This window comes from Lactococcus sp., assembly GCF_036648155.1.
Lineage (GTDB): Bacteria > Bacillota > Bacilli > Lactobacillales > Streptococcaceae > Lactococcus > Lactococcus cremoris.
In genome coordinates, this window is record NZ_JAVXIY010000005.1 from 37962 (window position 1) to 63843 (window position 25882).

Consider the following 25882-nt stretch of genomic DNA (forward strand, 5'->3'; position numbering starts at 1 on the left):
AAAACAACGCAATTAACATAATTTATGTTATGTAACATTCATTGTAAGGGCGATATTCGCTAATAAAAAACATAAGAAAAAACTAGCAAATTGCTAGTTTTTTTCAGGAGCGATCTGTTCAAAATCTACTGTTCCTTTTCTTTTATTGGCAGCAATAACACGAATTTTTATTTCTTTTCCAACTTGATAAATTGTTTCCGATTTTTTCCCTTTAATAATACTCATTTCTTCATCAAAATCAAGTTCTTCTGTTGTCCCAGTATGTAAATTTGGTACTCGAACTAAACCTTCAACGGTATTATCTAGCGCTACAAAAATACCAAACTTTTGTACTCCTGTGATCGTACCAGTATAAACCTCACCGATACGTTCTAACATGTATTCTGCTTTCTTCATCGCATCAATAATCCGTTCAGTGACAACAGCACGGTGTTCCATATCGGAAGAGTGACTAGCAATTTCAGGCAAACGTTCTTTCCATTCATCCTTAGTACGGTTGGAATGGTCAGAAGGATATAAATGTAATAAACGATGAATAATTAAGTCAGGATAACGTCTAATTGGACTTGTGAAATGTGTGTAGTTAGTCGCTGCAAGTCCAAAATGTTTTGTGTTTTTTTCAGAATAAACCGCTGTTGACATGGTATGACGAAGTTGATAAGTTAAGGCTTTTTCAAAACTTGTACCTTTAATCTCATCAGCAAAGAAATTTATGGCTTGATGAGAGTCAGAACTTAAAGAAAATCCAGCTTCTGCAGCAGCTTCCATCAATTTAGCAAATGCTTTTTCCTTAGGAGTGTCATGGACACGATACAATGAAGGTAATTTTTTCTTTTGAAAATCAAGAGCAACAGTTTCATTTGCCATAAGCATGAAGGACTCAATCATGCGTTCTGCAGTATCACGGTCACGTTTTACGATTTCAATTGGGTGACCCTCATCATCTAAAATTATTTTTGCTTCACTCTCATCAAATTCAATCATCCCTCTATCTTTTCGCATTGTTTCGAGAATTTCATGAAGTTCAACGGCTACTTCTATCGAATCAGCAATTTTAGAAAATTTTTCTAATGCTTCGCGGTGTCCTTCTTGACCCTGATGAATCATCTTGTTCACATTGCTATAAGTCATGCGGTAAGTTGTTTTTATGACTGATGGAGATATCTTATAAGTGACAATCTTGCCCTTATCATCAATTTCCATTAGGCAAGACATTGTTAGTCGTTCTTGAGCTTCATTAAGTGAGCACAGGTTATTAGACAATCTGACAGGTAACATTGGAACTACTCTATCAGTCACATAAACCGAGGTTGCTCGCGCATAAGCTTCTTCATTCAAAGAAGAACCTTCGGTCACATAATGACTAACATCAGCAATGTGGACCCCTAATTCAAAATGTCCATTCGATAATTTCTTAACATGAATCGCATCATCTAAATCTTTAGAATCCTCTCCATCAATGGTATAAGTGATTTCATTGCGATAGTCTTCACGTCCTTGCAAGTCTTCTTGTGTTAATTCTTCAGAAAATGACTCAGCCTCAGCTAATGTTTCAGCTGAGAATTCTTGTGGAATTTTCATAGCATACAAAACTTCTAAGATATCAAGGCCAACTTCACCTTTATGACCAATGATTTGCGTAATTTTTCCTTCAAATGCTTTAGTATCTGTTGGATATTGAGTAACTTTAATACTTACTACATCTTCTTCTTGTACTCCTATTAAGGGCTGTTTTATGTAAAGAGTATCTGAAATACGGTCATTAAAGAGTTCGATTCTACCTTTATATCCCAAAGATTTGGCTTGGCGATTAGATAAAGAACGGTAAGTTCCAACTGTATCAACGACTGCTCGTTCATTGATTTTAATAATTTGTCCGCTTGCGCCCCGTTTTTCTGTCTTAGGGTATAAAACCTTAACAGTAACCTTATCTCCATCCATTGCAAATTTAGTTTCGTTTTGACCAATGTAGATATCATTAGTTTTATCTGTCTCACCCTCTGGATGTACAAAGCCAAAGCCTTTAGGATGTTTAGAAAATACTCCTTTACTTTCTGTTTGTTTAAGTGCTGATGCTAATTCTGATAGCTGAACCATATATGTTTATTTCTTCCTCCAGTTGTTTCATTCTATCATAACATAATCAGTAAGTAATAACCGAATATTAAAGAAGATACATGTTTTTTAATTTTTTGCCTAATCCATTCTCTTTGAAAATTTTACAATTTCAAAGTTTACACATTTATTAATTATTTTAGCTTAGTAAAATTCTTTATTTCAATTTTCAAAACCATAATAATTGGAAATTACTACTAGTATTTATTCAAAAAACAATTATGAATTGTAAATTTCATTAATCAGTTGTTCTGTTTTATCCCAACCCAGACATGGATCAGTAATTGATTTACCAAATATTTCCGGCTTATCTTGACGACCATCTTCAAGGTACGATTCAATCATAAATCCTCTAACATATTTATGAATTTGTTCATCCCAATTACGATTTACCAAAGTTTGGCGGACAATTCTGATTTGCTCCATATATTTTTTTCCAGAATTATCATGGTTGGTATCAATAACGATAAATGGATTTTTTAATCCCATTTTTTCATAGATTTCAATACTTTCCAGAAGATTATCCGTGTAGTAATTTGGGTGATTCTTGCCATTTTCATCTTGACCACCGCGAAGAATAGCATGAGCAAGTGAATTTCCTGATGTTTCTACCTCAGCATTTCCAAAAAGAAAATCTTGTGATTGTTGAGCCGCATAAATTCCATTGAACATCACTTTTAAGTTTCCTGATGTCGGATTTTTCATTCCAGTTGGTGCATCAATCCCAGATGCAACGAAACGGTGTTGTTGATTCTCAACGGAGCGAGCGCCAACTGCGTAATAACTGACCAAGTCATCAACAAGTGGCAAATTTTCTGGGTAGAGCATTTCATCAGCAGTTGTCAAACCAGTTTCAGTAATGACTTTATAATGTAAGTCCCGAACCATTTTTATTCCATTAATTAAATCAGTATGACCGTCTGCATCTGGTTCGTGAATCAATCCTTTATAGCCATCACCATTTGTTCGCGGTTTGGCCGTATAAACACGCATGACAATAAAGATTTTATCTTCTACTTTCTTCTGAAGCTTTGATAATCGATGAGCATATTCCAAAACAGCACTTTCATTATCCGATGAACAAGGACCAATAACTAACAAGATTCGTTCATCTTCTCCTTTAATAATGGCTTCTAGTTCTTTATCTCGTTTATCTTTCTTTTCTTGTTGCTCACTATTTAAGTGGCTCAATTCTTTTACATCACTGATGTTAATCTTTTTACTCATTTCTTTGAATGTCATTTTCTACTCTTTTCTAAAGTTATCTTCTAAGTAAAATCTATTTAGCTAAGATCTTACCTGCAACATATTTCTATTTTTCTTTTTATCATTACCTCCAAATATAATAAAAAAAGACGTCCCCAGAGGACGTCTTCTTTATCCCCTAGATGATTAACGAACATCAAAGAGGACCCACATTTTATTAGCCAAAACTAATGTGGATCATTTATAAAGAAAAAATAAAATTTTTTACTGTTGTTAATCATCTTGGAACCTCAATATTTTATATTAATAGATATTATAGCACAAAAATTATGAATAAGGGTTAATAGACATCATTAATGATACAAGTAGTTTTCTTTTCTCCTTTTATATGTGAGAAACAGCAACCAGAAACTTCGCTAAAACTATTGTGTATTTTTAGCGTAAAATCTCTATTTTTCGCTGTGAGGCTGCATTAATAAGCCTCACTTTATTCTCTCCAAAAAGTTTTATCAACTTATCAAATTCTGCACTTTTAGAAAATTTTTCATTGTGTTTCCTGTTTTTTTGAGCATTTTTTTTGGCTTTTAACAAAATAAAAATTTCTTTTCCTTTTTCATTGCGTGGAATAAAATTAGTTTGTTCTAATATTATATTCTCAATTTCTTTTTTTGACTTTGCCATTGAAACAGCACTCCTTCATAAATTTAATTACATTAATAATCATATCATAATAATTTTAAATTATTAAATATTTTTTATATTCGATTAATATGTAAAATACTTTTTCAATCTAATAGGAAATAGGGTACAATTTTTCCTTTTTTATTAAACGGTAAATTTGAGTCAATAAAATATACTATTTATTATTAGCAAAAGCTTTTTAAAGTCAACTATGCTGCTATATTTTATTCAATGATATTAATTAACCATGAATTTCTTAGATCTTATGCCATTCTTTCCATAAAATAATCTACTACATTTTTATATTTTCCTACTTAATTTATTCTTAATATTTTTCACATAACCATATGTTTTATTTTTGGTTTTATTAATCACAAAGGTTAATAAAATAAAACTTAATATTGTCCCCTCCCTAATATATATAGGGAATTTAAATACTAATGATATGGATAATGAAATCAAAATACTAACAATATCAACACCATAGCGATAGTAGGAAAATGATTTATTATGCTTTTCCACTAATAGAATACAACATTTTTCAATTGGAAATTTAAGTATCCCATAATATAAAGAACGACCCGTTCCATAACCAGCAATAATTGTCCCAACAATGAACACGATTATCGAAAGAAAATAACTTCCAATCTGGACTTTAAACAAAAGATGGTATAAAAAGAAATTTATAACACTACCAAAACAAACTAATGAAACCATCATAAAAAGATATTCTGGAATTTTCTTATTTTTTTCTATAAAAAAACATGCAATTAAAAATAATAGGTTTACAAGTGTTGTAATAGTTCCCACTTCAATTTTAGTAAGCTCAGAAATTGCAACGTTCATTGAATTAAAACTACTCACTCCAACTGCTGCTTTTATTGTTAAGCTAATCCCAAATGCTGCAACCATATAATATAAAAATGATAATAAATATTTTTTACTCTTCAAAATAAATTCTCCTTTTTTTCTAATTAACAGTTTAGGTTATTTTTGGTAGAATATATATGAGATATCTCATATAGGAGTGAAAATGGAAAAAATATATTTTCAAGATTTCTGTAAAAATGAAACTTTGCACTACTTGCCAAAACTTCCTAAAAATGTTTTAGATGCTTCTTTTATTGTTACTTTTAAGCACAACGAAACCATTATTCATGAGAATGAACCCCTTAAAAATATTTACTATATTATTGATGGTAAGGCTAAAATAACTGATATCCAATATAATGGGAAATCTATTTTGCTTCAATTCTTAAAGAATAAGGATTGGATAGGTGAATTAACAATTTTAGGAGTTGAAGAGGAAACTAAAAATGTAACTGCAATTGGAAATCTCACTTGCCTTATGATTCCCTTGAACATAGTAGAACGATATTTACTAATTGATATAAATTTTTTTAAAGAGCTAAGTGTCTTTCTTTCGAAAAAATTATTGGACAGAACTAATCACTTTTCAAAAAATCAAAGTTACGAATTAAAGCATCGATTGGCCACTTTTTTATTAGAATCTTCAAACAATGATATCTATCAAGAATCACATATTGTTGTTGCTGAGTACCTTGGTGTTTCCTACCGTCACCTCCTGCAAATATTTAGTGATTTTAAATCTTTAGGATACATAAAAAAAATAGGGAAAAATAATTATAAAATTAATCATCAGAAATTAATGGAAATTTCGATTAAATAACACGATATACTATGTTCGGAATCATGATAATGTTTTTTATAATAAGGAGTCCAATTACAAGAAAATCCTGTCATTAAGACAGGATTCTTTATTTTTTATATAGTTGTAACCTTTCATTATTTCTTATTTGGATAGAAAATTTTTTTCGAGAATCAATCCAAATAACTTCTCGCTGAACAAGTAAACTTATCCCAATTGAGAATAACATGAAATTTTCGTTGTCACGAACAAAATAAGTAAGAGCTCCATGACCAATGATATAAATTAACCATAGTACTATGGTTACGATATTTCCCTTCCGCATGACTATCTGATTCTTATTAGCCCAAATTAATGTACACTTAGCTCTTAACCACCCTAAAAGGCTTGGAAATAAAATGTCTCCTAAAATTAGTATAGTGATTAAAGAAACATTCCATTTGATTCCAGAGGACTGAGCTGCAACTAAAGCAAGACCAATAATTATAATAATAATATAATTTTTTGTTTTATGTTTAACCATTTGCTCAGATAATTGTCGATAAAGGACGAAAATAATTGTACTTATCGTTAGTATTATTTGAATCATAATTTTGAAATCCTTTCAATTTTTTTGTTAATATCATCCACTTTTTTTCTATTACTAAAATATGAGTATAAAAACGCCAAACTAAAGGTTAATAGCCATGCCCATGTGAATTTAAAAAAATCAATAATTGTAAATATATCTCCCATTACCATACAAGCAGAAAACGCTATGGTATAGCTTGTCACCGCATTTATTGACAAATAAAGTAAATCTGGGGAACCTGAAATTTATTCGCGTAATCCGTGATAATATGGCTTGAATGGAACTAAGAACAAAAATAAGAAATACTTCATCTATATCAAACCAAAATTTATAATAAGTGCTGTAGATTATCATTGCAATTGATGCAATAGCTATTCCTTTAATAGCTGAAGAAACATACTTCATATTTCACCTCTTTCTATTTCTGATATTTTCGCATTTATATTTTTTAGATAGGCTTTACTCACGGGAACTTTTATGTTCCCAACATGAGCGTTAATCCCTAAAAATATATCCGTATTAAGTTTTTCAAGCCTATCAAAATTTATTAGAAATGATCTTGAAACACGGATAAACTTTTTCCCTAGCCTTTTTTCTAACTGATATAATGGTGAGCACATTTTGTAAACTTTTTTTTCAGTCCCTAATTCTAAATAATTCTTTTGAGCTTTTATATACAATAACTCTCGTCTTTGCAAAAAAATTATTCCCTCAACAGTAGCAAAAGATATTCTTTCATCAATTTTTTCAGCGAGTGAGGAAAAAACTAATTCATTGGGTGCATATATTAGTACTTGAACTTCGGTTAAAGTTTCGTCAATTTTCTTTATTATTTTCACAACTTTATTTTACTTAATAAATTACAGATAAACAAGTGATGCTTAGGGACGATATGATAAAATTTAGGGACGAAGTATGTCATTTTATACACGTATTTTTGATATACTATATTTAAAAAGAAAGCGGATGTATTATGAATAAAGAATTACTTGATAAAATTAAAGAAGCTTCTAAAAATGAACCTAAGAGTTTGGAGCAACTATTTATTAAATGGATGGAAGAGTTGGGCGAAGCTTCACAAGCCTTTTTATCGAGTCAAAAAGCTTCTGGAAACCGGTATAAAGACCTTAGCCTTGATGATTTTAAGGAAGAACTTATTGATACACTTCTAGTTAATTTGGATTTAATTTATAAAGTGGGGATGACTGATTCAGAAATGGAGAATATTGCTCAGAGAAAAATTAATAAATGGATTGAAAAACAAAATATGTGATCGTTAAATTTACTTTAAAACTTCTTAGTGTCAAACTTCTACTCATAAAAAAAAGACTTTTATCAAAGTCTTTTTTTTATGAGTAAGCAATCAACGTTAAATCTGAAATAAACACTTACTTACGAAGTTTTAAAGTACCTAGGTTTCAAATAAAATTAAAGTCTCTCATACCTTAGAAAAAATTATCAATCTGTCATCCTTTAAGACAACCTGATATATAGATATTGATAGTAGCTCTTCCAGTATTTTATATATATCAATGGTCCTTTTTTAGATTATTACTCGATTTTTTATAAAATCTAGTTTATCAATTAAAATTTGTCCCTATATTTTCTATTAGTTAACTACTTTTAAATCACACAGGATAATTATAATTATCTGTGTGATTTAAATAATGAGGAAATTGAAGAATGAATAGAACGTGCAGTTTCCGAATTATTCATGGTATATAGATGAATTCCGGCAACATCTTCAGTTACTAAATCTACTATTTGATCTATTGCATAAGCGATTCCTGCATCTCTTAACGCAACAGGATTATGTTCATACTTTTCCAGTATTCTGATAAATTTTGCTGGTAGAGGCGTATTGCAATTTTTTAATAAACGCAGAATCTGATTACGGTTTATGACGGGCATAATTCCAGCAAGAATGGGGACATTTATTTCTGCAATGGCACAACGTTCTTGAAAATCATAGAAGCTATTATTATCAAAAAATAACTGAGTAATTAACTTATCAGACCCTGAATCAACTTTCTCTTTCAAATAATGAAAATCACTGATACGGTTTATTGACTCGGGGTGAACATCCGGATAACAAGCGCCCAAAACTTCGAAACTACTATCATAATCCTTTATAAATTTTACCAAGTCACTAGCATATTTGAAGTCTTTTTTAGTTGCTTCATCACTTATATCACCTCTCAGTGCTAATACTTTCATAATCTGCTTTTCTCTTAAACGTTCCAAAATCTCTATCACTTGGTTTTTGTCGAGATAGGCCGCGGGTAAATGAGCAACAGCAGGAATATTTAATGTATTATTAACATAATCTGCAAATTTTATGGTTGTATCAGCAATATTCTCATAATTATTATTACTACAGGTGACACTGATAAAGTCAGGAGAAAGTGCTCTTAAACTATCAAGGGTTTTCACTAAATGAGAGCTCCCAACTTGAGTTGTTGGAGGAAAAACTTCAAAAGATAGAATTTTAGAATCACTTGTCATATGTTATCTTTTCCTTTCTTACCTCTTTTGTTGCCTCAACCAGGTGAGTCAAACTAGGGATTGTTTCCTTATCTCCTCTTGTTTTAAGACCACAATCAGGATTAACCCAAACTTGCTCAATTGGTAATTTATTCAAAATCTTTTCTAGTTGAATTTTTATTTCTTGACTACTAGGAATTCTTGGGGAATGGATATCATAAACTCCTGGCCCTACCAAAGTTTGAAAATGATGAGCTTTTAGTGCATCAATAATTGATAACTGGCTGCGACTAGCCTCAAAAGAAATGACATCGGCATCCATCGCATCAATAGAAGGAATAATATCTTCAAATTCAGAATAACACATGTGTGTATGGATTTGAGTTTCAGCTTTCACCTTAGAATGGACCAATCGAAAGGCTGGAATCGCCCAATCTAAATATTCACTATACCAATCACTTCGACGTAATGGTAGTTTTTCTCTAAGTGCTGCTTCATCAATCTGAATGATTTTAATTCCAGCCTTTTCTAAATCGAGTACTTCTTCTTGGACAGCTAAGGCTAACTGTAAAGTGCTTTCCTTTAAGGAAATATCTTCTCTTGGAAAAGACCAATTTAGAATAGTTACAGGCCCTGTCAGCATCCCCTTTACCGGTTTAGAAGTCTGAGATTGAGCATAAGCTGACCAGCGAACGGTCATAGCTTGCGGTCTTGTGATATCTCCCCAAACAATTGGCGGTTTAACACATCGTGTTCCATAAGATTGAACCCATGCTTTTTGTGTAAAAATATAACCTTCTAATTGTTCTCCAAAATATTCTACCATATCATTTCTTTCAAATTCACCATGAACTAAAACATCTAACCCAATGTTCTCTTGAAGTTCCAAACATTCTTTAATTTTTTCTTCCAAAAATGCTTCATAATCACTTTTGCTCAGTTCACCACGCTTATACTGCAATCGAGATTTTCTTACTTCTGGCGTTTGAGGAAATGAACCAATAGTCGTTGTTGGTAGCAGAGGAAGCTTGAGTGCTTTTATTTGATCGGCACGTCTTTCAACTAAGCTAGGCGTTCTAATAAAATCTTTATCAGTTAAATGAGTAATTTTTTGTTTAAGTTGAATATTTTCTTGGACTCTATTTTTATCAAAAAGTGCAATATTCTTATCTAACAGGGAAGTATTTTTCTTAACATAAATTTCGGAAATTTCATTAACTTCCACCAATTTTTCTTTGGCAAATGCGAAATGGTTGAGAATTTCTTTGCTTAATTTGGTTTCATTCTCAGTTGTTACTGGAACATGCTGTAAAGAACAACTTGTATTGATTACAATATTATCAATGTTTCCTAAATCTTTTAGCAAACTCAGTGTTTTTTGATAATGATTACGCCAAATATTTTTCCCATTGACAACTCCTGCAAAGAGTAATTTATCTTTAGGAAAACCATACTTTTGAACTAGTTTTACAGACTCTCTTCCTTCAACAAAATCAAGGCCAATCCCATCAAAATCGAGCTTTATGATTTCTTGATAACTATCACGTAGGTCACCAAAATAGGTTTGAAGGAGAACCTTAAGCTTATTTTTATTCTTAAGTAGCTCTTGATAAATTTTTATGAATAACTGTTGTTCTTCTTCTGTTTGATCTAAAACTAGAGCTGGCTCTTCAATTTGTAACCATTCCCCTCCTAAATTATTCAGTTGGTCAAATAATACTGTGTAGGCTTCAATGAGGTCAGACAATATCGCGTCCTCGGTTACTCCAGAAAGGTAATCCGCCAAAATTAAAAAGGTATATGGACCAATAATTGTCGGTCTAGTTTCAAAACCAGCAATCTTTGCTTCTTGATATTCGTTTAATAGTTTTGAAAAATTTGCTTTTATTACTGTTTCTTTGCTAATTTCTGGAACGATATAATGGTAATTTGTATTAAACCATTTTTTCATCGGCCTTGCTTTCACGTCATTTTCTTCGTCTTGAAAACCACGCGCTAAAGCAAATAAAGTATCTAATTCATTGAGTTTTAATTTTTTATAGCGTTCGGGAATTACCCCAAGTGCAATAGATAGGTCTAAAGTTTGGTCATAGAAAGAGAAGTCGTTGGAAATGGGGTAATCAATTCCAGCTTCTTTTTGACTTTTCCAATTTTCTAAACGAAGCTCTTTGACCACAATTTGTAATTCATCCTCAGAAATTTCCTTACGGAAGTATTTTTCCAGAGCAAATTTCAATTCACGATTTGAACCGATACGAGGGAAGGCAATAATTGATTTTTTCATAGTAGCTGTCTCCAATTTTTAATAGGTCTATCTTATCAAATTTAATAAAACTTTAATAATACCTTTTTGATATGATGACCTATAGTTTTTAACTATATTAAAGTCATAAAAACAAAAAAGTCCAAGCAAATTTGCTTGAACTTTTATTGTTTAATAATCTATCGTCTGTGCATCAAGTGAATGCTTGATTGGATAAATGAAGGAATGACAATTGAGCTTTCTCTATCTTCTTTTATGATTATCGAATTATCTTCTAATTTTTCAATAACTTTAATGAGGTGTGGGAGAGAGAGCTCTAATTTTTCAAAAAAAGCTTTTCCTTTTTCTTCTATCGCCGTAACATGATAAGTTTGTGCTACTTGCGCTTCATCAAGCGTTAGCTCTACTTCATTTTTTAACCAAAATGACTCCGTAGGAATTTCCGACCCGTGAGGATCAGTCTCAGGATAGCCCATTAAAACATATAATGATTCAATCAATCTCGGAGATGATGCATGCTCCAAATTCTCAGCTTCATCATGAACTTCTTCCATCGTATAACCAACTTTTTCAAAGAGGAAACTTTCCCAGACCCGGTGACTTTTTAGAATGAATCGGGCTTCACGTGTCCCTATATCAGTCAACAATACACCATAATAAGGTTTGTGAATAACAAGTTCTTTTTTGGCTAGACGTTTAATCATTTCAGTCGCACTTGGTGAAGAAACTGAGAGCTTTTGAGCTATTGCATTGATACTTACTGATTCATTATTTTCATTTCTCAGACTATAAATCGCTTTAAGATAGTCTTGTTCATTTTTTGAAGTTTTCATTTTTTTACCTTACTTTTCTCCATTTAATTATAACATAGACTATTTCAAAGTAAAATCAAAGAGAAAATATTCTATCATCTTTATTTTTAAATTTATAGTAACTCACCATATTTTGAGACAAAAATTTTCTTAAATAGGGTAACAAGAAACATGTACATGACTACTGTTAAAATTAACCAAGGGAAAAAGGTGAGTGGCAAAGCCATTAAGCCAATTGATTTTCCAAAACTTGTGAATGGAATGATTGTGAGACCAATAATTCCTAAAAAAGTAAGAAGCGTCAATGGAGCTGAGGCACGACTTTGTAAGAAAGGAATTTTTGGAGTCCGAATCATATGAATTACTAATGTTTGTGTCCACATTGATTCAACAAACCAACCAGTATGGAAGAGAGCAATAAAGCCAATATAGGCTGCACTTCCTGGAACAAGAGCGCTGAATGGGCCGAATGTTGCTGGACAGATAACGAAAAACATTAGGAGATATGTCGTGATATCAAAAACAGAACTTGTTGGGCCAATCCATAACATAAATTTACTTACAGAACTTGCATCCCATTTTCTTGGAACAACTAAGTATTCTTCATCAACATTATCCCATGGAATTGCTGTACATGAGAAATCATAAATTAAATTAAGTAAGAGAATATGGATAGATAACATTGGAATAAATGGTAAAAAGGCACTCGCAATTAAAACCGAAAACATATTACCGAAATTAGAACTTGCAGTCATCTTTATATACTTAATCATGTTAGCATAGGTTTTTCTTCCTTCAATGATTCCTTTTTCAAGGACCATTAAATCTTTTTCTAACAAGATGACATCCGCAGATTCTTTGGCAATATCTACGGCACTATCTACTGAAATTCCAACATCAGAGGCTTTCATTGCTGCTGCGTCATTAATACCATCTCCCATATAACCTACACTATTGCCTGAATTTCTAAGAGTTGTGACAATTCTTGCCTTTTGTTGGGGAGATAACTTAGCAAAGACAGAGGCTTCTTTAGCAACTTGTGCCAGTTCTTCATCATCAAGTTGATCAATGTCAGAACCTAAAATTGTTTTATCAGCAGGAAGCCCGACTTGTTCACAAACTGAACGAGTTACTTTGTCATTATCACCAGTCAATATTTTTACTGATACGCCATATTTATTAAGTGCCTTAATTGCCTTTGCTGTTGACTCTTTTGGTGGGTCTAAGAAAGCAAGATAGCCCATTAGTACCATTTCAGATTCATCTTGAACAGAAAAGCTATCTATTGGAGAGGGATTTGTTTTCTGAGCCACTAGAATCACGCGCATTCCTAGTTCATTTAATTCATCAACTTTTTTGAGGATGTATTGTCTTAACTCAGAATTTAAGGGAACAATCTTTCCTTCATCTTCAACTAAGGTAGAAATGTCTAACATTTCTTCAGCTGCACCTTTAGTAATCATTTGTGTTTTTGAGTTTGTACCATTCCCGTTACTTTGGACCACAACGCTCATCCGACGTCTTTCAAAATCAAAGGGGATTTCATCAACTTTTGTATATTTACTACTTAAACCAGATAATTCAGAATTTTTTTCTTGCTTGGCTTCTGCTCCTTCAATAATAGCCAAATCCATTAAATTTTTCAAACCTGTTTGGTAGTAACTATTCAAAAATCCATGTCTTAATACCCGAATATTTTCTTGACCATGAATATCAAGGTGGCGCATCAATACAACCTTATCTTGAGTCAATGTTCCAGTCTTATCTGTACATAGTATATTCATTGAACCTAAATTTTGAATGGAATTTAGATTTTTAATGATTGTTTTTTCTTTCGACATTGTAACTGCACCTTTTGCCAAGCAGGTTGTCACAATCATTGGCAACATTTCTGGTGTTAATCCAACCGCTACTGCTAAGGCAAATAATGCGGCTTCCATCCAGTCACCTTTAGTAAAACCATTTATCAATAAGACAAAAGGAACCATCACTAACATAAAGCGAATGAGTACCCAAGATACTGAATTCACACCTTTTTCAAAGGTTGTTTTAGTAGAATCTTCGGTCACACTTCTAGCCATTTCACCAAAAATAGTATTATCTCCAGTAACAATCACTATCCCATAAGCACTCCCACTAATAATATTCGAACCCATGAAAGCAAGATTTGACGATTCTGTAATCGAATCATAAGCCTCTGATGTTGCTAAATCTAATTTTTCTACTGGTTCACTTTCGCCAGTCAAAGAGGCTTGACTGATAAATAAATCTTTAGCTTGGATAATTCTCAAATCAGCTGGAACCATATCTCCTGCTGATAGGTGAATAATATCTCCAACAAGGACTTCTTCAATTGGAATTTCTTGACTACCCGTTTCTAGTCTATGAACGTTTGTGGTTGTCGTAATCATTTTTAGGAGATTTTCGGCAGCATTTCCACTTCTTGTTTCTTGAACAAATCGTAAGATTCCAGAAATTAAAACCATTGTGGTAATGATGATTAGTCCTTGTGGATTTTTTTCTCCTGGAGCAGCTAATATAATATCAGTAAAAGCTGAAACGAGTGCCAAAACAAATAATATAATAGTGAAGGGATTGATGAAGGCTTGATAAAGGCGCTTAATTAGTGAGGTTTTTTTACCTCTAGTAATACTATTATCGCCGTATTGTTCACGAGAAATTTCAACTTGTTCTTCACTTAAGCCTTTATCTGATGTCTTAAATTTTTGAAACAATTCTTCTTTGCTTGATACTCTGGCAAATTCAAGTCTTCTTTTTATTTCGTTGTTGTCTACAAAATTTGTAGCTCTTTTTGTGTTTTCGAGTGTTTTTCTAAGTTTTTTCATTGGTCTGTACCTCATATTTTTTATTATTTTTGCTGTACAGTCCTAAACCTTAGGCACTTTAAAGAAGGTGATAAGAACGGAAAATTGCTCTTATCACGTTAATTATCTGCGGCCTATCGGGCTCGGGACTATTAATACTCTGGGATTCCATTTCCGTTCTCACCTCCTTTAAATACAAAAAACCTTGCCTACAAAACTTGAACGTAGGCAAGGGAATAATTCCAAAAAAAGATAACACTATAAAGCGAATCAGTTACAAGCTATCGTTCAAGCTTTAGCTCCGCAGGGCAATGTTGTTGCACTATTTCACGCCTTCTTTTTCGACATGAACTGTTGGCCCTCTCATCGTGTCTCCACGACTCTGCGGCAGCAACCCGTATCCCTGCGGTAGCCTCACCTACCGATGGCTATGCTTATGGCATAACCAAATCCATTATAGCTGTTCTATCTTTTTTTGTCAATCTTTTTATTTTTTTTATTTTAAGACAGACTCTGTTGCACCATTCATCGCCCAATCTTTTGATAAGAATAATGAGTTATCAATATGATATTTAAGATTACTTGGTGTTTTCATAAATTTTTCAATTGCTTTATCTGTCGCTAACCAGCCTTTTGTTCCAAAATGGACTGTATCGCCGGAAGCATAAGGAGTATTATACATGTCTGTTAAATCAGCAATCTGATTAAATCCTTGACTTCGCAATTGTGTTTTAATTTTAGAGCTGAAATTTTGTAATGTTTCTTCAGAGACACCTGTATATGATGACCAAGAGCCATTGACAGGTTGAATAACAAATAAAACGTCATTATGATTTTCAGCAAAAACATTTAGAAGTTGTTGGAAATCTTGATATTCTGGACTTTCGAGATAAGAAACTTTCTTTTTATAATTTTCCAGATGTTTATATTTGGATTTTATTCTCTGATTCCAAACATGATTATTAATCTGGAATGGATTATTGTTCGAACTCTTTTCTCCTTGGTCAACTGCCAAGCGATTTAAATTCTCTGATGTTGGATCATTAGGTAATTCTTTTGCAAATTTGTTGATTTTTGGAGAAAGTCCCAAATGATCAGCGGTGAATTGAGACATATTTGAGAAAAGTAAATCTTCTTTCCGCCAAAATTGTAAGTTGGTTGCCACAGTCATTTTTTGCAAGGCAGTTAATGGTTTTTTAGCTGCCAAACGTTCTAGAGAATTATAAATTGTTTCCTCAGATTTAAGTGATCTGAATTTTAATAGATGTTTTGCAAGCTGTGTTGTTGTGGCAGCTTTAGGGTCTGCTTCTTTCAACCAACCATAAATTTCACCTTTGGATACAAAGTTCTTTAATTCACTTTCAACAATTCCTTGTTTAGAGAACCATTGTGGACTAATAACAAAAACAATTTTACGATTTTTTAATTCGTCTGCCACTGAATTCATATAGAAAAAGTGAGTTAATGTCGTTGTTCCGGGTTGTCCTACTAAAAATGGTATGAAACCTGAATTATATTTGCTGAAATAAGCACTTGGGTGAAATGAATCAACGTGTTCCATTTCTGACGAACCAAGAACTGGTAAAAATTCAGGATCTGAATAGGCTTGTTTCTTAATTGAATATCCTGTAAAAGTAGGTGTATTTAAGGGTGACTGTGCAAACTTAACGAGTTGGTCTTTAGAATATTTCATTCCAACGTTAAAAGGGAGAAATATTAATAAAGCAACGAGAACTAAAGCTGCAATTAGTGGGCCAATTGCTCTAAAAATTTTAATTTTCATCCGTTTTTTCCTGAACGCGTGCTGCTATTTTATTTGCTGTATTCCAATCTTCACGATCCATTTCTGATGGTGGAAGACTAATATCAAATGCACCTTCTAATTCAACGATAAGCATAATAGCTCTCATTGAATCAAGAATTCCTTCTTCAAACAAATCCATGTCTAAGTCTTCACGGAATTCGTCTGTGCCTGAGATTGTTTCGATAATGTCAAAAATTTGTTCTTTCATTTTTTTCTCCTAATGTTTTTGTAAACCTAACTTTTTTAGAAGTTAGGAAGTGGGTAATGTGGATCTAAGCAGTGCATAATGATGTGGTTTGGTATTCCTGAGAAGATAAGGAAACTGATAAATACTAGGTTAAAAGTGATGAAAATACTTACAGCACTTGTCCATTTATTATCTGGAATTTTCCAATTCTTTCGTTTTTTCAAACGTTTCCAAGCATCATAACCAATCATTAACATGGCATGGTAAAAACCATATAGAATGTAATACCATGTCAACCCGTGCCAGAATCCCATGAGTAGCATGTTCGCAAGGTAACCAATATTTGAAATAGTTACCATGTTTTTTGACCATTTTTTGACCATGAATGTTTTCACTAGACGCATGAAGACAAAATCTCGGAACCAAAAACTTAAAGTCATGTGCCATCTTTGCCAGAAATCATGAATATTCTTGGCTAAGAATGGTTTATTGAAGTTATGTGGTAAATCATAACCCATTAAATTACTGACACCAATAGCAAAGAGTGAATAACCAGCAAAGTCAAAGAATAAATACAATCCATAAGCATACATAGATGATGAAACATTCAAGAAACTTGGGTGAAGCGTTGCACTAATTGCGATACCATGTAACCAGTATTGGTCAATCAAATAACCGATGATAAATTTATAAAGGAAACCTTGGAAAATTCTAAAAATCCCTGTATTTAATAAATCAAGATATTTTTCAGTAACTACTGGTGCTTTTAATTCTTTAACGAAACGGCGGAAGCGATCGATTGGCCCTGATGAAATTGTTGGATAGAAATAGAGGAAATAAAGAAATTCTTCGAGTGGAACTGCTTTAATAAGCCCATCTCTTATTTCTATAATCATCGCAACGGTTTTAAAACTGATGTAAGAGATTCCTAAAAATCCAAGAATTGAACCAGGACCCGGTCCAGGATTGAACAAAGGATGAACTTTTACAATCACTAATGGCAAGATTGATAGTAAAATGATGAGATAAAAAACAAAGGTTTGGTTTTTACTCTGTTTTACCCGATACCATTCATAAAACTTAACAATGATGGTCTGGAAGACCCCAAATCCGATTAGAGCCCAAATGGTAACTGTCCCTGAAAATGTAAGCCAGAGAAAAGCAATGGTCAGTAAAACTTGATACCACATAAGCTTTTTGCCAAGGAGCTGAGCAATAACAATCGGAATTAAAGCCAGGCCTAGAATCAGGAAGTAAAAGGGAGTTGAATAGGGTTGCACTAGTTGTCACCTCGCTCTTTTTGGGCGAGTGCCTTGCGGTCAACTTTTCCATTTTGATTCAGAGGGAACTTTTTGAGATAAATAAATTTGGTTGGCATCATATAATCCATAATTGTTTTTGAAAGCTCTGCTTTGAGTTGCTTTGTAAAGGCTCGTTCTTCAGCACGATCCGCAAATGTTTTGTCACTTTCAAGATAAGCAATTAAAGCTGTAACTTTATGCTGGTCATTCGTTTTAGGTAAAACCACTGCTTTTTCGATATCTTTTAGGTTTTGAATATTGGCTTCAATATCCTGAAGTTCAATACGGAACCCGTTAAATTTGACTTGAAAATCAATTCGTCCTTGATAACGAAGCATGCCCTCATCAGTTAGTGAACCGGCATCGCCTGTATGATAGGCAGGTTTTCCATCTACTGTGAAAAAGGCTTGAGCTGTTTTCTCTGGGTTTTCAAAATAACCTTTAGCAACGGAATCACCGATAATAATGATTTCACCATCCATGATTTTTAATTCTACACCAGGTTTGGCAAAACCAATAGGAAGACGGTCATTTTCTGTCAGTAATTTTTCAGTCACTTTTATTGATGAAATGGCTCCTGTTGCTTCTGTTGGACCATAAGTATTATAAATAGTTGCTGACGGAAATGCTGTCAGTAATTTTTCAGCTGTTTTTTTCGTCAATTCTTCTCCACAAAAGATGAATTGTACTAAATTAGGATGTTCTTTCTCTGTGAATGAGGGATCCAATAAGCAAATATCAACAAATGATGGTGTCGAAATCCAAGTATTGATGACTGTTGAATTCAATCGTTCAAAAAGCAATTTAAAGTTTGTTGTTTCGTCACGTGAAAGTGAGACTAATGTTCCACCAGTTGTCAGGCTTGGATACAAACTAAAAATTGATAAGTCAAAGCTATAAAGGGCTTGTGATAAAATTTGATTATTTTCAATTTTGTTAAAGTCGTTGTTCATCCAGTTTGTGAAGGTCACAAGATTATCATGGCTGACTTCAACACCTTTTGGTACTCCAGTTGTTCCCGAAGTATAAATAATATAATTGCTGTCAGTACCAGAAACAGCTTGACTAAAATCAAGTTCTGGAAGTTTTTCATCGAGAGATAGAGTGTTTAGATTAACTGAGATTCTGTCAGTAAAAAGAGCAGAAAAATCTTCTGAAAGATTAACAGTCGTTATCACAACTGCTGGTTTTGCTGCTGAATTAATCATTTCTGTCCGCTCAAATGGAGTGTGCGCATCGACTGGAATATAAGCATGTCCAGTCAAATTTGCTGCTAGCATTGCTGCTAAACTAATAAAGTCATTTTTACCAAAAATTAGGATTGGACGATTCACTAATGTCCGCTCCTTGATTTGTTTTGAAATCTCCGATACAGCGACGAATAATTGGCGGTAAGTAAATTTCTGCTCACGCTCGGCAAGCACGATAAGGTCAGGGTTTTTGTTTGCAATTTCAAAAATTTGTTCTAATAATTTCATAATTAACTTCTCCAATAAATCTCTCTAAAATTCGTTGTAAATAAAGTGTGCTCCCCCAGTATGACTGTAGGAATAAAGATAGAGTAGAATTAATATAATTACAAAGTAAAATATTGTTTTAGCCAAAAATAGACGAATTTCTTTTTTCTTGTCCATTGGAACTCCTTTTAATATATAAATTAATAAGAGGTTTTTAGAATACTCAGTTAATCTCATATCATTTATGACTTAGATTATAACATTTATTAAGCGAAAAAAAACTTACATTTCTGTAAGTTTAAATCATGTTTAGAAAAGAAAACGGCAACAATTTATTTTTAGTAATTTTAAGTGTACGTCATCCGTTTTTAGTGATTTTTTGTCTAATCATTTGAGCAACTTTTTTGGGATTTTCTGCTTCTGTCAGTAAAGAAATAACCGCAAGTCCGTCAAGTCCAATTGCTGACAATTCTGTCAGTGAATCTTGCGTGATTCCACCGATTCCTACAATTGGTAATTGATTTTCTAGAAGCATCAGTCTTAAGTCTTTAATGCCAATTGGCTTTGCCGCATCATTTTTACTGTTTGTTGGGTAAATTGGCCCAATTCCTAAATAATCAGCCCCACTGCTTTGTGCCATTTTTAATTCGTCAGCCTTAGTGACAGAAAGGCCCAACCACATTTCCTGCCCAACCTTCTCACGAACTTTACTGACCGGCTCATCTGTTTGTCCAATATGAATTCCATCAGCATTTAATTCACGCGCCAACTCCACATCATCATTGACAATAAAAGAAACGCCTGCTTCTTCGGACACTTTTTGTAATTTTTGAGCAATTGACAGACGCTGCTTCTGCTCTTTATAAATGGTTCCCTTATCTCGAAATTGATAAACAGTGACACCACTTTTTATAATTAAAGCAATCTTTTGCGTTGCTTCATCTAGTGAACATTCTGGAAAATTTTGTGGTCCGGCAATAAAATAAACACTTAAATCTAAAGTTTTCTTAGTCATTAATATTCACCCAATGATTCAATGGCCCATGACCATGCCCCACCATAATCGTTTTAGAAATTGCCTCACTAATAAAAGCTTTCGCATTAGGCATGATTTCTCTCAGACTTTCTCCCATTGCTAAATGAGCAATAATATAGGAAGAAAGTGTATCTCCAGTTCCATGTGTTCTTTCTGTCAGTAATCTTTTAGAGTCATAAGTACTGACAGAACCATCCGTCAGTAATAAATAATCTCTGACAAGTTCTCCTTGACCATGTCCACCCTTAATAAGAACATTTTTTGCTCCTAATTTTTGAATATCATGAAGCGAATTTAAAAGCGAATTTTCGTCAGTAATTTGATAGCCGGTCATGACCTCTGCTTCCTCCAAATTAGGAGTAACTAACTCTGCTAAGGGAAGTAACTCATCTTTTATCAAGTCAATCGCTTCCTTCGTTAAAAGAATAGCCCCACCTTTAGCCACCATTACTGGGTCAACCACCAAATGTTTTGGTTTGTATTTTTTTAATCCTTGAATCACCCCTTCAACTTGAGCAGTATCAAAAAGCGCTCCTGTTTTGGCTGCCGAAATTTCCAAATCAGAAAATACCGAGTCAAATTGAGCTAAAATAAAATCTTTATTTGTCGGTAAAATTTCTTGTACGCCATAAGTATTTTGTGCCGTCAATCCTGTTACAATCGTTGCTGAATAAACTTTTTGATTATGAAAAGTTTTCATGTCCGCATTAATTCCGGCACCACCAGAAGAATCAATTCCAGCAATTGTCACAACCTGTGGAATAGTAATCATTATAATACTCCTTTATTTTATTTCTTGTGTCGCTTGATAAAGTGTGTCCAGAAGACTATTGACAAAATTACCCGGTAAATTTTGCACTTGTTTGGTCGCTATCATTCCAGCTTCCCCGAAAAATTTTGTCGCTTCATAAGCAGCTGTAAACAAATCATCGGAAACAGCTGCAAAGGTGCCAACCACTGCTGTCAGCATGTCCCCACAACCAACATTAATTTTAAAGAGTGGGCTGTCAGTGTCAACATACATCTCTTCATGACCGTTAGAAATAATATCCACTTTACCTGTTTCTATAATCACTGCACCTGTTTTTTTAGCTGCAAGTCGCGCGTGTTCATTATCTATATTTGACTCAAGTGCATCAATTCCTTTATTTAAACTTTTTTTATCAGCAAACCAAGCAATTTCAGCCGAATTTCCGCGAATAATATTAAACTTTACTTCTTGACTCAACCTTTTAACTATGGATGCTCTGAAAGGAACATTGACCGCAACTGGGTCCAAAATTAATGGTTTTGCTTTTTGATTTGCCAAGCGACAAGCTTCTAAAAAGAGAGGATAAGTCGATTCTGATATTGTGCCAATATTGACTACCACAGCATCTGAAATTTCAACTAATGACTCGAGCTCAGCAATTTCTGACGTCATTAAAGGTGAGGCACCAATAAAACTGATAACGTCCGCGACTCTTTGAGGAGTTACAAAATTCGCCAAGTTCAAAATAAGCGGTTGTGTTCTTTGAATCTTACCTAAAATAGACATAAAAAAACTCCTTTATTTACACAAGGAGGGCTCAAGCATGACAAGAAAGTGAGAATTACAATTTTCTCAAAAGAAAATATGATAAAAACTCGGACACATTCTTACGCAGGTCTTAACCTGTTCAAGTTTGATGGTCTTTCTCAACCGATAATTTAAAATTATCAGTACCCATTGTGTATTAGATTTATTTTTGAAACTACAACCAGTTTAGCATATTTATAGCAAAAAAACTGATTTAATAAATTTAAGAAGAAAAAACCCACCGAAACGTTAGGGTTTTTACATTATTTTTTGTCTTCATTCAAATTTTTATCAATACTTTCCTCTTGACGATTTGTTTTCACCCAGTCATTTTTAGAGTTGAAAAACCGAATCGCTGACTGCGGATAGATTTGAGTCAAAATCAATAAGAATTTAGTTAAATTAGCCGTATCTTTCAGGACATCCCAAGCCTTCATTTTTTCATTGTTTTTCCCTCTATTATAAAGCAGAGCCCAAACAAAGTTGACAATGATAATGTAAATAGACATCACAATAAAAAGGATAACAACAATTTTAAGTGATTGAGTAATTCCCGTTAAAATCGCAGAATTGATAATCATAATCATAGTATAAATTACAATGATATACTCAATTCCCATTAACCAAGGTTTAAATAAAGTCATCAGTATCTCAAATTTTTGTTTCCAAACCAGATTTTTCGAACGAATCGTTGGTAAAATATATTTTGATGATTGAATATTACCCTGAGCCCAACGGACTCGTTGCTTGACCAAAGCTTCATTATCATTGATAATTCCCGTTTGTTCAATATAAATATCATCATATTGTGCATTTTTCACTTCAATATCTGAAAGAAAAAGACGTGTTGATAAATCAAAATCCTCCACAAGTGAATCCGTCCACAGGTCTTCATTTAAAGCTTGAAGAGTGCTCAATTTACAAAACTGCCCGTTCCCACCAAAAGCAACTGTATTAGTCAAAGTTCGAAACATTTGAGTGGCATTAATAATCTCGGAAAATTCAAGGTCTTGCGACGAATCCTTTAATAAATTGGCGACACGAACTTTTGATTGAAGACCAGTGAGCTTATCATCATAATTAAAAGCACGATTGACTTTTTCAAAATAATCAGTTTCAAGTTTTGTATCAGCATCAATAATTGCTATCAATACTTCCTCAGGAGCAATTCCTTTCGCTTGAATCTGTTCACTAATTTGATAATAGGCCCAATTAAGCGCGGTTCCTTTTCCTTTTTGCGCATTTGGTTTAATTCTCCTTAAAACATTTAAACGAGAATCATTAATTTCTGATATCTTTTCTAAACTTCGATCATCACTTGCATCATCAATAACTGTGACAACTAAATTTTTATAATTATTTTTCAAAATACTTCTTAAAGTTGTTTGAATGACCAACTCTTCATTCAGACATGGAATCAGGACATAAATGTGAAATTGCTTTTGAATCCCATCAGTTCGTAAGTCCAAAGCATTGACCCTTTGTCTTTTATTGTAAGAATACCATAGAATGATAACTTCTACTGTATAGTATAGGAAAACAAAAACCGAAAAGATAAAGAAAATGTAATTGATTCGGTCAAATATATCAATCACCAAATAACTCTGTTTCCAATAGTGATATCTTACAATATATAAATAAAGAAAAGGAAGACTTGAACCGATATATAACAATATTTTTGTTCGAGGTCTGATAAACTTTTTCAATCCAGTATAGATTGTCAAAAGCATAATGACACCAACTTCAAATACTTGCAATGCAAAATAGCTATTAAAGATTTTTTCATTAAATTGGATAAAATTACTTGGAGCATTGAGTAGAAAGATATAGGCATAAACTCCAAGTGCAACCAAGATCAAAACATAGATTGGTTTTAAAGAGAATATTTTTCTCTTTGATTTCTCCCCTTTATAGCCGATGACCAAAGCAAAAGCTATAATCGGTAGAACAAACTGAGAAACTACTGTTAAACCCTCTATCCAATGAGCTAGAAAAACACTATAGTTAAGTTCAATACTATTAAAGAAACCTTCTTGAGCAAAATTAAAAGTAATATTTATCTGAGTTCCCGAATAGACAACCAGAGCTACCAAATAAATTACCAAGAGAACATAGACGGTAGACTTGATATTTTTTCCTAATTGTTTGACATCAATTCCCGTAAATTTACAAAAACTTAAATACATAATCGGCATAAATGGAACAATCAAATAACGAATATCCATATTACTGACGATACTGAAATCAAAGCCTTGATGTTCAATTAATAATTTAAAGAGAAATTGAAAAATGATAATAGGGAGCGTAACAAACCACAAGGAAGCAATCAGTGTGGCTAGATTATAGATTAATCTTTTTTTGGTTGAAACATAATAAGCCAATCCACAACAAAGCAAAGTGAATAAGGCAATTAAAAAGCGAAAAGGAAAAAGTTGAGGAACAGCAAATTCTCCACCAATTAAATAAGTTAAAGATACGATTAACCGATTTGAGCCATAAATTAAGAAGCCAAAAACACCAATAATACTCAAATTTCTAACGGAATTTGATATCTTTTCACTGTCCGTGATGATGAAAAATGAGCTGAGCATTAATGGAGCCACAAAAAAGAAAATTGTGAAAAATTTTTCTCTTGATGTGAAATTTGAAAGTCGAAAGATAAACTCAAAGTTAAAAAGAAAGATAAAAATGAGACAGACGGATTGAAAGGATTTAAGTGAAATTTTTCTATTTTTCATTTAGGATATTAATAATCTGTAAGGAAGTGGTCCCATCACCATAAGGATTTTTACTTCCTGACATCCTTTCATATTTAGTCTTGTCTGTTAGTAAATCCCGAGTCTCATTTACAATATTTTCTTTTGAAGTCCCTACAAGTTTTAATGTTCCTGCCAACACTCCCTCTGGTCTTTCTGTTGTATCACGTAAAACAAGAACTGGAATTCCTAAGAAAGCAGCTTCTTCTTGAATCCCACCCGAATCCGTGAGAATTAGCTCTGCATGCCGCATCACATTATGAAAATTGATTGTATCCAATGGGTCGATAATTTTGATATTACTATGTTTTAATAATTTTTGTGCCTTTTGACGAATAATCGGATTCATATGTATTGGATAAATAATTTTATGAGTTTCTTTGAACTCATCAGCGATTTCGGAAATTCCATCAAAAATTTCTTCTAAATCATTCAAATTTTCTCGACGATGTGCCGTGACTAAAATCATCTTTTTATCCGCTTGCCAAGTCAAGGCTTCATTTTCATAATTATCTTTCAAAGTGTATTGAAACATATCAATGGCACTATTTCCAACAACAAACACTTGTTCTCTGTTTTTTCCCTCTTTTAAGAGATTGTCTCTTGTCATCTCAGTTGGGGTAAAATGATAATCTGCCAGTAATCCAACAATCTGCCGATTCATTTCTTCTGGAAATGGCGAAAACTTATTATAAGTTCTTAATCCAGCCTCAATATGCGCAAGCTTTATTTGATTAAAATAGGCGACCAAAGCTCCAGCCAATGTAGCAGCTGTATCTCCATGAACAAGAATAACATCTGGTTTTTCCTGTTTGACAATCGGTTCAAGACCGCTAAGTGTTCCTGATACGATTTCTGATAAACCGGAATAAGAATCCATAATCTTCAAGTCATAATCAACTTCAACTGAAAATTCATCAAGAAGTTCATTTAACATCTCCTTGTGTTGACCCGTATTAACCAAAACAATTGGATCCCCTTGCTTTTTGGCCTCTTGAATTACCGGATAAACTTTGATAAATTCTGGTCTTGTCCCAAAAATAAAGAGTAATTTTTTCATCTTCACCTCATTCTTATATTTTAAATAATAATTGTGCTTGCTATAAACAACTCCTTTAATAAATCAAAAACTTATTTACACATCTGCTATAGATTAC

At 33.0% G+C, this 25882-nt stretch carries 22 protein-coding genes and 2 riboswitches; of the genes, 2 read left to right on the forward strand and 20 right to left on the reverse strand.

The annotated features are described in order from the left end of the window. Positions 1–93 precede the first annotated feature (93 nt). From rnr to RSC39_RS06060, 4 genes are all read right to left on the reverse strand, one after another. Positions 94–2097, reverse strand: a complete 2004-nt coding sequence (rnr, locus tag RSC39_RS06045) for a ribonuclease R (protein ID WP_332535837.1) — start codon at positions 2095–2097, stop codon at positions 94–96. 237 nt (positions 2098–2334) lie between these two features. After that, positions 2335–3357, reverse strand: a complete 1023-nt coding sequence (locus RSC39_RS06050; RefSeq protein WP_332535839.1) for a 3-deoxy-7-phosphoheptulonate synthase — start codon at positions 3355–3357, stop codon at positions 2335–2337. A gap of 399 nt (positions 3358–3756) precedes the next feature. Next, entirely contained in the window at positions 3757–4002 is a 246-nt protein-coding gene (locus tag RSC39_RS06055; RefSeq protein WP_332535841.1) for a hypothetical protein, read from the reverse strand. 300 nt (positions 4003–4302) lie between these two features. Further along, complete coding sequence (locus RSC39_RS06060) at positions 4303–4953, reverse strand: hypothetical protein (protein ID WP_332535843.1); 651 nt, start codon at positions 4951–4953, stop codon at positions 4303–4305. Positions 4954–5035: 82 nt separating this feature from the next. Here RSC39_RS06060 and RSC39_RS06065 point away from each other — a divergent pair, with 82 nt between their 5' ends. Further along, positions 5036–5692, forward strand: a complete 657-nt coding sequence (locus RSC39_RS06065; protein ID WP_063280933.1) for a cyclic nucleotide-binding domain-containing protein — start codon at positions 5036–5038, stop codon at positions 5690–5692. Between the two features lie 88 nt (positions 5693–5780). Here RSC39_RS06065 and RSC39_RS06070 read toward each other — a convergent pair whose 3' ends face one another. Together RSC39_RS06070 and RSC39_RS06075 are read right to left on the reverse strand one after the other, a co-directional pair. Beyond that, entirely contained in the window at positions 5781–6194 is a 414-nt protein-coding gene (locus tag RSC39_RS06070) for a hypothetical protein (RefSeq protein WP_332535847.1), read from the reverse strand. Between the two features lie 449 nt (positions 6195–6643). Next, positions 6644–7081: a LytTR family DNA-binding domain-containing protein gene (locus RSC39_RS06075; protein WP_332535849.1), complete on the reverse strand. Its 438-nt coding sequence runs from the start codon at positions 7079–7081 to the stop codon at positions 6644–6646. Between the two features lie 134 nt (positions 7082–7215). Here RSC39_RS06075 and RSC39_RS06080 point away from each other — a divergent pair, with 134 nt between their 5' ends. After that, on the forward strand, positions 7216–7515 hold the full coding sequence (locus RSC39_RS06080; RefSeq protein WP_063280937.1) for a hypothetical protein: 300 nt from the start codon (positions 7216–7218) through the stop codon (positions 7513–7515). A gap of 374 nt (positions 7516–7889) precedes the next feature. Here RSC39_RS06080 and metF read toward each other — a convergent pair whose 3' ends face one another. The 14 genes from metF to wecB form a co-directional block, all read right to left on the reverse strand. After that, on the reverse strand, positions 7890–8747 hold the full coding sequence (metF, locus tag RSC39_RS06085) for a methylenetetrahydrofolate reductase [NAD(P)H] (RefSeq protein WP_063280938.1): 858 nt from the start codon (positions 8745–8747) through the stop codon (positions 7890–7892). Further along, positions 8737–11010, reverse strand: a complete 2274-nt coding sequence (metE, locus tag RSC39_RS06090; protein ID WP_332535852.1) for a 5-methyltetrahydropteroyltriglutamate--homocysteine S-methyltransferase — start codon at positions 11008–11010, stop codon at positions 8737–8739. Before metE ends, metF begins: the two co-directional genes overlap by 11 nt. Before the next feature lie 158 nt (positions 11011–11168). Next, positions 11169–11822 carry a metal-dependent transcriptional regulator gene (locus RSC39_RS06095; RefSeq protein ID WP_063280940.1) on the reverse strand — a complete coding sequence of 218 codons (654 nt, stop codon included), beginning with the start codon at positions 11820–11822 and terminating at the stop codon, positions 11169–11171. Between the two features lie 92 nt (positions 11823–11914). Next, positions 11915–14647 (reverse strand): magnesium-translocating P-type ATPase, encoded by a 2733-nt coding sequence (gene mgtA, locus RSC39_RS06100; protein ID WP_332535854.1) that lies wholly within the window; start codon positions 14645–14647, stop codon positions 11915–11917. A 251-nt stretch (positions 14648–14898) separates the two neighbouring features. Continuing rightward, positions 14899–15059, reverse strand: a riboswitch (M-box (ykoK) riboswitch). Positions 15060–15122: 63 nt separating this feature from the next. After that, on the reverse strand, positions 15123–16409 hold the full coding sequence (gene dltD / locus RSC39_RS06105) for a D-alanyl-lipoteichoic acid biosynthesis protein DltD (RefSeq protein ID WP_332535856.1): 1287 nt from the start codon (positions 16407–16409) through the stop codon (positions 15123–15125). Beyond that, the gene (gene dltC / locus RSC39_RS06110; RefSeq protein ID WP_011676184.1) at positions 16399–16638 is read right to left on the reverse strand and encodes a D-alanine--poly(phosphoribitol) ligase subunit DltC; all 240 of its coding nucleotides are present in this window, start codon (positions 16636–16638) and stop codon (positions 16399–16401) included. Before dltC ends, dltD begins: the two co-directional genes overlap by 11 nt. A 35-nt stretch (positions 16639–16673) precedes the next feature. After that, positions 16674–17897, reverse strand: a complete 1224-nt coding sequence (dltB, locus tag RSC39_RS06115; protein ID WP_332535859.1) for a D-alanyl-lipoteichoic acid biosynthesis protein DltB — start codon at positions 17895–17897, stop codon at positions 16674–16676. Beyond that, positions 17897–19396, reverse strand: coding sequence for a D-alanine--poly(phosphoribitol) ligase subunit DltA (gene dltA, locus RSC39_RS06120; RefSeq protein WP_332535861.1), 1500 nt, complete (start codon positions 19394–19396; stop codon positions 17897–17899). Before dltA ends, dltB begins: the two co-directional genes overlap by 1 nt. Before the next feature lie 24 nt (positions 19397–19420). Next, complete coding sequence (locus tag RSC39_RS06125) at positions 19421–19552, reverse strand: teichoic acid D-Ala incorporation-associated protein DltX (protein ID WP_021037287.1); 132 nt, start codon at positions 19550–19552, stop codon at positions 19421–19423. A 181-nt stretch (positions 19553–19733) separates the two neighbouring features. Beyond that, positions 19734–20390, reverse strand: coding sequence for a thiamine phosphate synthase (thiE, locus tag RSC39_RS06130; RefSeq protein ID WP_332535863.1), 657 nt, complete (start codon positions 20388–20390; stop codon positions 19734–19736). Beyond that, entirely contained in the window at positions 20383–21183 is an 801-nt protein-coding gene (gene thiD, locus RSC39_RS06135) for a bifunctional hydroxymethylpyrimidine kinase/phosphomethylpyrimidine kinase (protein WP_332535865.1), read from the reverse strand. Before thiD ends, thiE begins: the two co-directional genes overlap by 8 nt. A gap of 12 nt (positions 21184–21195) precedes the next feature. Beyond that, positions 21196–21948: a hydroxyethylthiazole kinase gene (gene thiM / locus RSC39_RS06140; RefSeq protein ID WP_021212172.1), complete on the reverse strand. Its 753-nt coding sequence runs from the start codon at positions 21946–21948 to the stop codon at positions 21196–21198. Positions 21949–22029: 81 nt separating this feature from the next. Further along, positions 22030–22130: riboswitch (TPP riboswitch) on the reverse strand. A gap of 102 nt (positions 22131–22232) precedes the next feature. Next, the gene (locus RSC39_RS06145; RefSeq protein ID WP_332535867.1) at positions 22233–24707 is read right to left on the reverse strand and encodes a glycosyltransferase; all 2475 of its coding nucleotides are present in this window, start codon (positions 24705–24707) and stop codon (positions 22233–22235) included. Then, on the reverse strand, positions 24697–25785 hold the full coding sequence (gene wecB / locus RSC39_RS06150; protein WP_332535869.1) for a UDP-N-acetylglucosamine 2-epimerase (non-hydrolyzing): 1089 nt from the start codon (positions 25783–25785) through the stop codon (positions 24697–24699). The genes RSC39_RS06145 and wecB overlap by 11 nt, the downstream gene beginning before the upstream one ends. Between the last annotated feature and the right edge of the window lie 97 nt (positions 25786–25882).